This window comes from Actinoallomurus acaciae (assembly GCF_042429965.1).
Classification (GTDB): Bacteria; Actinomycetota; Actinomycetes; order Streptosporangiales; family Streptosporangiaceae; genus Actinoallomurus; species Actinoallomurus acaciae.
The window spans coordinates 1-7,608 of the sequence record NZ_JBHLZP010000395.1 but is presented as its reverse complement, the minus strand read 5'-3'; the positions used below and the strand labels follow the sequence as shown (position 1 = coordinate 7,608).

The 7,608-nt window shown below is 72.6% G+C and carries 6 protein-coding genes; all 6 read right to left on the bottom strand.

Going from position 1 to position 7,608, the window contains the following annotated elements; genetic code table 11:
* On the bottom strand, nucleotides 1-1,081 hold a 1,081-nt coding region (gene ftsZ / locus ACFFNX_RS35910), incomplete at its 3' end, for a cell division protein FtsZ (protein WP_378210439.1).
* Between the two features lie 292 nt (nucleotides 1,082-1,373).
* Nucleotides 1,374-2,138 carry a cell division protein FtsQ/DivIB gene (locus ACFFNX_RS35905; RefSeq protein ID WP_378210437.1) on the bottom strand — a complete coding sequence of 255 codons (765 nt, stop codon included), beginning with the start codon at nucleotides 2,136-2,138 and terminating at the stop codon, nucleotides 1,374-1,376.
* 90 nt (nucleotides 2,139-2,228) lie between these two features.
* Entirely contained in the window at nucleotides 2,229-3,626 is a 1,398-nt protein-coding gene (gene murC / locus ACFFNX_RS35900) for a UDP-N-acetylmuramate--L-alanine ligase (RefSeq protein ID WP_378210435.1), read from the bottom strand.
* 63 nt (nucleotides 3,627-3,689) lie between these two features.
* Nucleotides 3,690-4,790, bottom strand: coding sequence for an undecaprenyldiphospho-muramoylpentapeptide beta-N-acetylglucosaminyltransferase (gene murG / locus ACFFNX_RS35895; RefSeq protein WP_378210434.1), 1,101 nt, complete (start codon nucleotides 4,788-4,790; stop codon nucleotides 3,690-3,692).
* A 223-nt stretch (nucleotides 4,791-5,013) separates the two neighbouring features.
* Nucleotides 5,014-6,276, bottom strand: a complete 1,263-nt coding sequence (gene ftsW / locus ACFFNX_RS35890; RefSeq protein ID WP_378210433.1) for a putative lipid II flippase FtsW — start codon at nucleotides 6,274-6,276, stop codon at nucleotides 5,014-5,016.
* Between the two features lie 181 nt (nucleotides 6,277-6,457).
* A partial coding sequence (gene murD, locus ACFFNX_RS35885) for a UDP-N-acetylmuramoyl-L-alanine--D-glutamate ligase (RefSeq protein WP_378210432.1) occupies nucleotides 6,458-7,608 on the bottom strand: 1,151 nt, incomplete at its 5' end.

The window sequence follows — 7,608 nt, the reverse complement described above, 5'->3', positions numbered from 1 at the left end:
GCGGGGGCGTCTGCGGCGGGACCACCGGCCGGGGGGCCGCGACCGGCGGCGTTGCGACGGGCGGCGTGGCCACAGGGGGGCGCGCCGGCGTGTTGCGCTTGGGCTCGGACTGAGACGCGGGCCTGCTCTCCGGGCGGATCTCGTCGAAGCCCGCCGCGATGACCGTCACGCGGACCTCGTCGCCGAGTGCGTCGTCGATGACGGCGCCGAAGATGATGTTGGCGTCGGGCGCGGCGGCGTTGGACACGAGCTGCGCCGCCTCGTTGATCTCGAACAGGCCGAGATCGGAGCCGCCCGAGATCGACAGCAGCACGCCGTGGGCGCCGTCGATGCTGGCCTCCAGCAGCGGGCTGGAGATCGCCATCTCGGCCGCCGCGACCGAACGGTCGTCGCCGCGGGCGGAGCCGATGCCCATGAGGGCCGAGCCGGCCCCGGACATGACGGACTTCACATCGGCGAAGTCGAGGTTGATCAGACCCGGCGTGGTGATGAGGTCGGTGATGCCCTGAACACCGGAGAGGAGCACCTGGTCGGCCGCCTTGAAGGCGTCGAGCACGCTGACCTGGCGGTCGGAGATCGACAGCAGCCGGTCGTTCGGGATGACGATGAGGGTGTCGACCTCGTCGCGCAGCGTCTCGATGCCGGCCTCGGCCTGCATGGCGCGGCGCTTGCCCTCGAAGCTGAACGGGCGCGTGACCACGCCGATCGTGAGAGCGCCGAGGGAACGGGCGATGTTGGCCACCACGGGCGCCCCGCCCGTGCCGGTGCCGCCGCCCTCACCCGCGGTGACGAAGACCATGTCGGCGCCCTTGAGCACCTCTTCGATCTCCTCGCGGTGATCCTCGGCGGCCTTGCGGCCGACATCGGGATTGGCGCCGGCGCCGAGACCGCGGGTGAGCTCGCGGCCGACGTCGAGCTTGACGTCGGCGTCACTCATGAGCAGCGCTTGGGCGTCGGTGTTGATCGCGATGAATTCGACGCCCTTGAGGCCCTCTTCGATCATGCGATTGACGGCATTGACGCCGCCACCGCCGATGCCGACGACCTTGATGACCGCTAGGTAATTCTGCGGTGCTGCCACAACGAGGGGCCCTTCCGCTCGCTCGATCTCTATGACCATCGGCCGCCCGTCAAGGCGACCGTCATGTTTCTTACCGGGGCCGGAACCCTCACCCTCAAGTTGAGACTTACAGTTATGTCAACCTAAGGCTGATACGGACAGTAGGGGTGCACCACTGCAGGGTCAACTAACCCGGCCCCGAGCCGATCGGCGTGTCGCGCGACATCCCACAAATCCGGTTTCGTCCCCCGCCACATGCCGAATCTCCCCGTCATGCGGCCGATCCAGTGTGGCGCGTTCGAAGGCCTCACCGCTACTCGGTGGTGACAACCTCCGGCGCGCTCACGTCGATGGTCTTGGTTCCGCGGTGCGTGGTCGTACTCAGCAGCCCGCGGAGCAACCGTAGCTTGTCATCGGCGCGTTCCGGCGCACCCCACACGATGGCGAGACCCTCTTTGAGCCGCAGCGTGACCGCCTCGGGCGAGCGCGCCTCGACGCTCGCGACACGCCGGGAGAGCCAGGCGGGCAGGGTGCGGATGACGGCCAGGCCGGACCGCAGCGACGGATCGCTCTGCACGGGGGTCGCCACCACGAGCTCCGGCAGGCCGCGCGGGCGCGCCGCCGACGTGAGAACCGTCACGCCGTACCGGTCGATCTGCAGGAACCGGTTGTCCTGCTGGACGGCGGCCACCGGGGTGCGCTCGCGGACGACGATGCGGACCGTGGCCGGCCAGCGCCGCTCGACCCGCGCGGTCTCCACCTCCTGGACCGCCTCGACCCGGTCGCGTACGGCCCCGGTGTTCAACTTGATGAGCGGCTCGCCGAGGCGTACGCGGGCGACGGCGAGCAGGCGGTCGCGCGGCACCAGCCGCTCCCCCACCACGTCGATGTGCCGGGCGACCAGCAGCCGTGAGCCCAGCAGCACCCACGCCGCCGTGCCGAGCACGCCGGTGACGAGCAGCGCGACGAACAGCACCTTCCAGCGGCTCGACCGGTCGCGCCGCCTCGCCGGAAGGGCCCGCGGTGTGCGGTCCGCGCCGGGCGAAGAGACGTCCGGCTCGTCGGTCTCGCTGGTCACCTGGCCCTCCTCACCTGCTCGGACACGCCCGTGACCAGGCGCGGCCGTGGTCGGCGGCGCAGAGACGGCAACGGACGCCCTGACGGTCTCTCAGGCGCCGAGGAGCCCCAGGATCTTCGGCCCGAGCGTCGTCACGTCTCCGGCGCCCATGGTGATGATGACGTCCCCGGGGGCGGCGATCGCCGCGACACGCCCGGGCACGGCGTTTCCGTCGGCCTCGTAGGTGACCCGTCCGTGCGGGACGGCCTTGGCGACCAGTTCGCCCGTCACGCCGGGGATCGGGTCCTCGCGGGCCGGGAAGACGTCGAGCACGACGACCTCGTCGGCCAGCCCGAGCGCCTCGCCGAACTCGGCCGCGAAGAACTTGGTGCGGCTGAACAGGTGCGGCTGGAAGACCGCGACGATGCGGCCCCCGCCCAGCTCACCGACGTAGTCACGGGTGGCGCGCAGGTCGGCGGCGAGCTCGGTGGGGTGGTGGGCGTAGCTGTCGAAGACCTTGACGCCCGCGACCTCGCCCTTGGGCTCCAGGCGGCGGCGCGCGCCGGTGAAGCCGGCCAGGCCCGCGGCGATGGCCTCCGCGTCCTCGCCCAGCTCGACGGCCGTGGCGTACGCGGCGGTGGCGTTCAGCGCGTTGTGGCGCCCCGGGACGGAGAGCTCCAGCGCCCGCCCGTCCACGGTGAAACGCGAGCCCAGACCGCGAGGCGTGAAGTCCGCGACCCGATAGGCGGCGTCCTCGGCCTCGCCGTAGGTGCGGACCGTCAGGCCGCGGCGCGCGCCCTCCTCGCCGAGCTCGCGCGCGACCGGGTCGTCGGCGCAGACCACGAGCAGCCCGCCCGGCTCGATCCGCTCGACGAAACGCGCGAAGGTCTCCTTGACCTTCGCGAAGTCCGCGTAGTTGTCGAGGTGGTCGGCCTCGACGTTGGTCACGATGGCCGCTCGGGGGGCGAAGTTCAGGAACGAGCCGTCGCTCTCGTCGGCCTCGGCGACGAACAGGTCGCCGGACCCGTCGGCGGCGCCCAGGCCGGTGGTGACGAGCTGGCCCCCGATGCAGTACGACGGGTCGGCGCCCGCCTGCTGGAGGGCCACGGTCAGCATCGAGGTCGTCGTGGTCTTGCCGTGGGTGCCCGCGACCGCCACGGACCGGCGGCCGTCCATCAGGGACGCCAGCGCGGCGGCGCGGTGGAGGACGAGCAGGCCGCGCTCGCGCGCGGCGGCCAGCTCCGGGTTCGTCTCGCGGATCGCGGTCGAGACGACCACCGTGGTCGCCTCGCCGACGTGCTCGGCCGCGTGCCCGACGTACGTCGCCGCGCCCAGCTCGCGCAGGTCGCCCAGCAGGTCGGAGTCCTTCGCGTCGCTGCCGGAGACCGGGATGCCGCGCCCCAGCATGATGCGGGCGATGCCCGACATGCCGGCTCCGCCGATGCCGACGAAGTGGACGCGTCCCAGCCGGTCGGCCGGCACGACCTCGACCGGCGTGACCAGACTCATGCGGCTTCCTCCGCCGGAGGAGTGGCCTTGGCCGTTCGCTCGCTCATGTCTCTCCCCCGTGGTTCAGGCGCCGGTGTTCATGCGCTCCGCCGCCACGACCCGGTTGACCATCGCGGCGAGGGCGACGTCGGCGTCGCGGCGGCCCATGCGGGCCGCGGCCTCGGACATCTGGGCGACCCGCTCGGCGTCGGACAGGACCGGCAGCACGTTGGCGCGGATCCAGTCGGCGGTCAGCTCGGCGTCCTCGACCAGCAGGCCGCCGTTGCCCGCGACGATCGGCTCGGCGTTGAGGCGCTGCTCGCCGTTGCCGATCGGGAGCGGGACGTACGCCGCGGGCAGCCCCACCGCGGTCATCTCCGCGCAGGTCATCGCGCCCGCCCGGCACATCGCGAAGTCGGCCGCGGCGTAGGCCAGGTCCATCCGGTCGCAGTACGGAAGCATGATGTAGGCCGGGTCGTCGGGCGTGACCTCGGGCTCGCTGGCGTTCTTGGGGCCGACGATGTGCAGGATCTGGATGCCGGCGGCCCGCAGGGAGTCCACCGTCGCGGTGAGCGCGCGGTTGAGCGAGCGTGCTCCCTGCGACCCTCCGAAGACCAGCAGGGTCGGCAGGTCCGACCGCAGGCCGAAGTGCGCCCGCGCCTTGTCGCCCATGGCCAGCCGGTCGAGGGTGGCGATCTCCCGGCGCAGCGGGATGCCGAGGACCTCGGCGTGCGGCAGCGGCGTGTCGGGGGCGGCCACCGCGACGTGCTCGGTGAACCGCGCGCCGAGGCGGTTGGCCAGGCCGGGCCGCGGGTTCGCCTCGTGCACGATGATCGGCACCTTGCGGCGGCGGGCGGCGAGGTAGCCCGGGGTCGCGACGTAGCCGCCGAAGCCGACCAGCACGTCGGCCTGGACGCGGTCGAGCACGGCGGCGGCCGTGTTGATCGCGCCGGCGAGGCGGCCGGGCACGGTCAGCAGGCGCGGCGTGAGCGTGCGGGGCAACGGCACCGGCGGGATCAGCGCGAGTTCGTAACCGCGCTGGGGCACGAGTCTGGTCTCCAGGCCGCGCTCGGTGCCCAGGCAGATGACCTGGACCCCGGGGTCCTCGCGGCGCAACGCGTCGGCGAGGGCCAGGCCGGGTTCGATGTGTCCTGCGGTCCCGCCTCCGGCCAGGACAACCCTCATGCTCGTGCTCCTGCTCATCGGTCGCTCACCCTTGTCACTAGCTCCGCGTGGCCGGCCTCGTACCTCGACCGCCCACGCCGCTCGCATCGCCGGGGTCACTCATCGGTCGCTCACCCTCGTCACGCGCCTCGCGGGCCGGCCGCGTACCCGGCCGTCCGCTCCGCTCGCTCCCGCGGGATCACTCCTGCTCATCTGCTCGCTCGCCCTTGGTACAAGCCCATGCTCAGCGCTTGGCCAGGCCCAGCCAGCTTAGAGCCAGCGCGGCCGGACCCGGACCACGTGCTGCCAGGGCCTGCCGGGCGCCGGGCTCGCGCTTGGCGAACGACAACAGCATGCCCAGAACGATCAGCGTGGGGATCAATGCTGACCCACCGTACGACACCAATGGCAGAGGGATACCCGTAATGGGCAGGACGCCGATCACCGCACCGATGTTCACAATCGCCTGACCCGCCACCCAGGCGGTCGCCCCGGCCGCCGCGAGCTGCATGAACGGGTCCTTCACGCGCCGCGCGATCCGCAGCCCGGCGTACGCGAGCAGGCCGAACAGGCCGAGCACGATGAGCGTGCCGATCAGCCCGAGCTCCTCCCCGATGATGGCGAAGATGAAGTCGGTCTCGGGGTGGGGCAGGTAGTTCCACTTGGCGCGGCCCTCGCCCAGGCCGGTGCCGAACCAGCCGCCCGACGCGATGGCGTACAGGCCCTGCACGCCCTGGTAGTTGACCGTGAGCTGGTTGCCGGACTTGTCGAGGAAGACGGTCAGGCGCTGCAGGCGGTACGGCTCGACGATGATGAGGATGGACACGAGCACCCCGGTCACGCCGACCAGGCCGACGAAGAGCCGCCCGGGGGCGCCCACGACCCACAGCAGAGCCAGGAAGATCGTCAGCAGGACGAGCGTGGTGCCGAGGTCGCTGCCGAGCATGACGAGCATGACGAGGACGCCCGTGCCGGGCAGCAGCGGGATCAGCAGCTGCCGCCACTCGGTGAGCTGGCGGAGCCGCTCCTTGCGGGCCAGCAGGTCGGCGCCCCACAGGATCAGCGCGAGCTTGGCCGGCTCCGACGGCTGGAGCTGGAACGGGCCGCCGAAGCTGATCCAGCGCTGCGCGCCGTTGGCGCTCTGGCCCAGCCCGGGGACCAGGGTGACGAGCAGGGCCAGCGCCGACACCAGCATCAGCGGGTAGGCCAGCGTGCGGAAGACCTTGGTCGGCATCCGGCTCGCCAGCCACATCAGCGGCAGCCCGATCGCCACCCACAGCGCCTGCTTCTCGAACAGGGTGAACGCCGATCCGGTGTCCTGGTACTGCCGGACGCTGGAGGCCGACAGCACCATCACCATGCCGAGCGCGAGCAGCAGCACCGAGCAGCCCAGCACCAGGTAGTACGAGGTCAACGGCCGGTCGAGCAGGCCCGCCATCCCCGAGAACCAGCCGCGCGGCCCGGAGTCCTCCTCCTCGGCCCGCGTCCTCGGCTCGACGACGCTCATGAGCCCTCCTTCGCCCCGCCCCGCGAGAACGCTCCGCGTCTCCTCAGGGGCTCCGGAGCCGGGAGAGCGACCAGGCGCGCCGTCCTTCCGGTTCGCTCGCTCCGCTCGCTCATGGCTCACTCTCCTCGCCGCCCACGGTGCCCACCGATCACCTCCGCCCCGGCGGGCGGGCTCGCTCCGTTCAGGACGCGGTGAGGCGCCCGACCGCGGTGGCGAAGGCCTCGCCGCGCGCCGGGTAGCCGGCGAACATGTCGAAGGAGGCTCCGACCGGCGCGAGCAGCACCGTGTCGCCGGGCCGCGCCAGGGCGGTGGCCGCGGCGACGACACGGTCCATGGCCCCAGTGTCGGTGTCGGCGACATCGACCACCGGGACATTCGGCGCGTGTCGCGCAAGTGCCGTCGCGATCCGCGCCCGATCGCGGCCCATGAGTACCGCTCCGCGCAGTCTGTCGGCGCACGAGCGGACGAGCTCGTCGACGTCGGCGCCCTTCAGCAGACCGCCGGCGATCCACACGATCGAGCGGTACGCGGCCAGCGACGCGGCGGCGGCGTGCGGGTTGGTGGCCTTGGAGTCGTTGACGTAGGCGACGTCGCGGACGGTGGCGACCAGCTCGATCCGGTGCGGGTCGGGCGTGAACCGGCGCAGCCCCTCGCGTACGGCGTCGACCGGCACCCCGAACGCGCGGGCCAGGGCCGCGGCCGCCAGGGCGTTGGCCACGTTGTGCGGGGCGTAGGGGCGCACGTCGGACAGCTCGGCCAGCTCGGCCGCCTCGCGCACCGGGTCGTCGGTGAAGGCGCGGTCGACCAGCAGGTCCTCCACCAGGCCGAGCTGTCCGGCGAGCGGCGAGCCCAGCGTGAACCCGACCGAGCGCTCGGCGCGCTCGCCGAGCCGGGTGGACCACTCGTCGTCCGCGTTCACGACGGCGAGGGTGCCCGGGGCGAAGATCTTGGCCTTGTCGGCGGCGTACGCATCGAGGGAACCGTGCCAGTCGATGTGGTCCGGCGCCACGTTGTGCACGGTCGCGGCGTACGGGCGGACCGAGGCCGACCAGTGCAGCTGAAAGCTGGACAGCTCGACGGCCAGCACGTCGTACGGCTCGGCGCCGTCGCCGGTCACGGCCTCCACGATCGGGGTGCCGACGTTGCCCACGGCGAGCGTGCGGTGCCCGGCGGCCTCCAGCATGCACGCGAGCATGCGCACGACGGTGGTCTTGCCGTCGGTGCCGGTGATGGCCAGCCAGGGCGCGGCGCCGGGGCCGCGCAGGCGCCAGGCGAGCTCGACCTCGCCGATGATCTCCACGCCGGCCGCGGCCGCGGCGGCGAGCAGCGGCG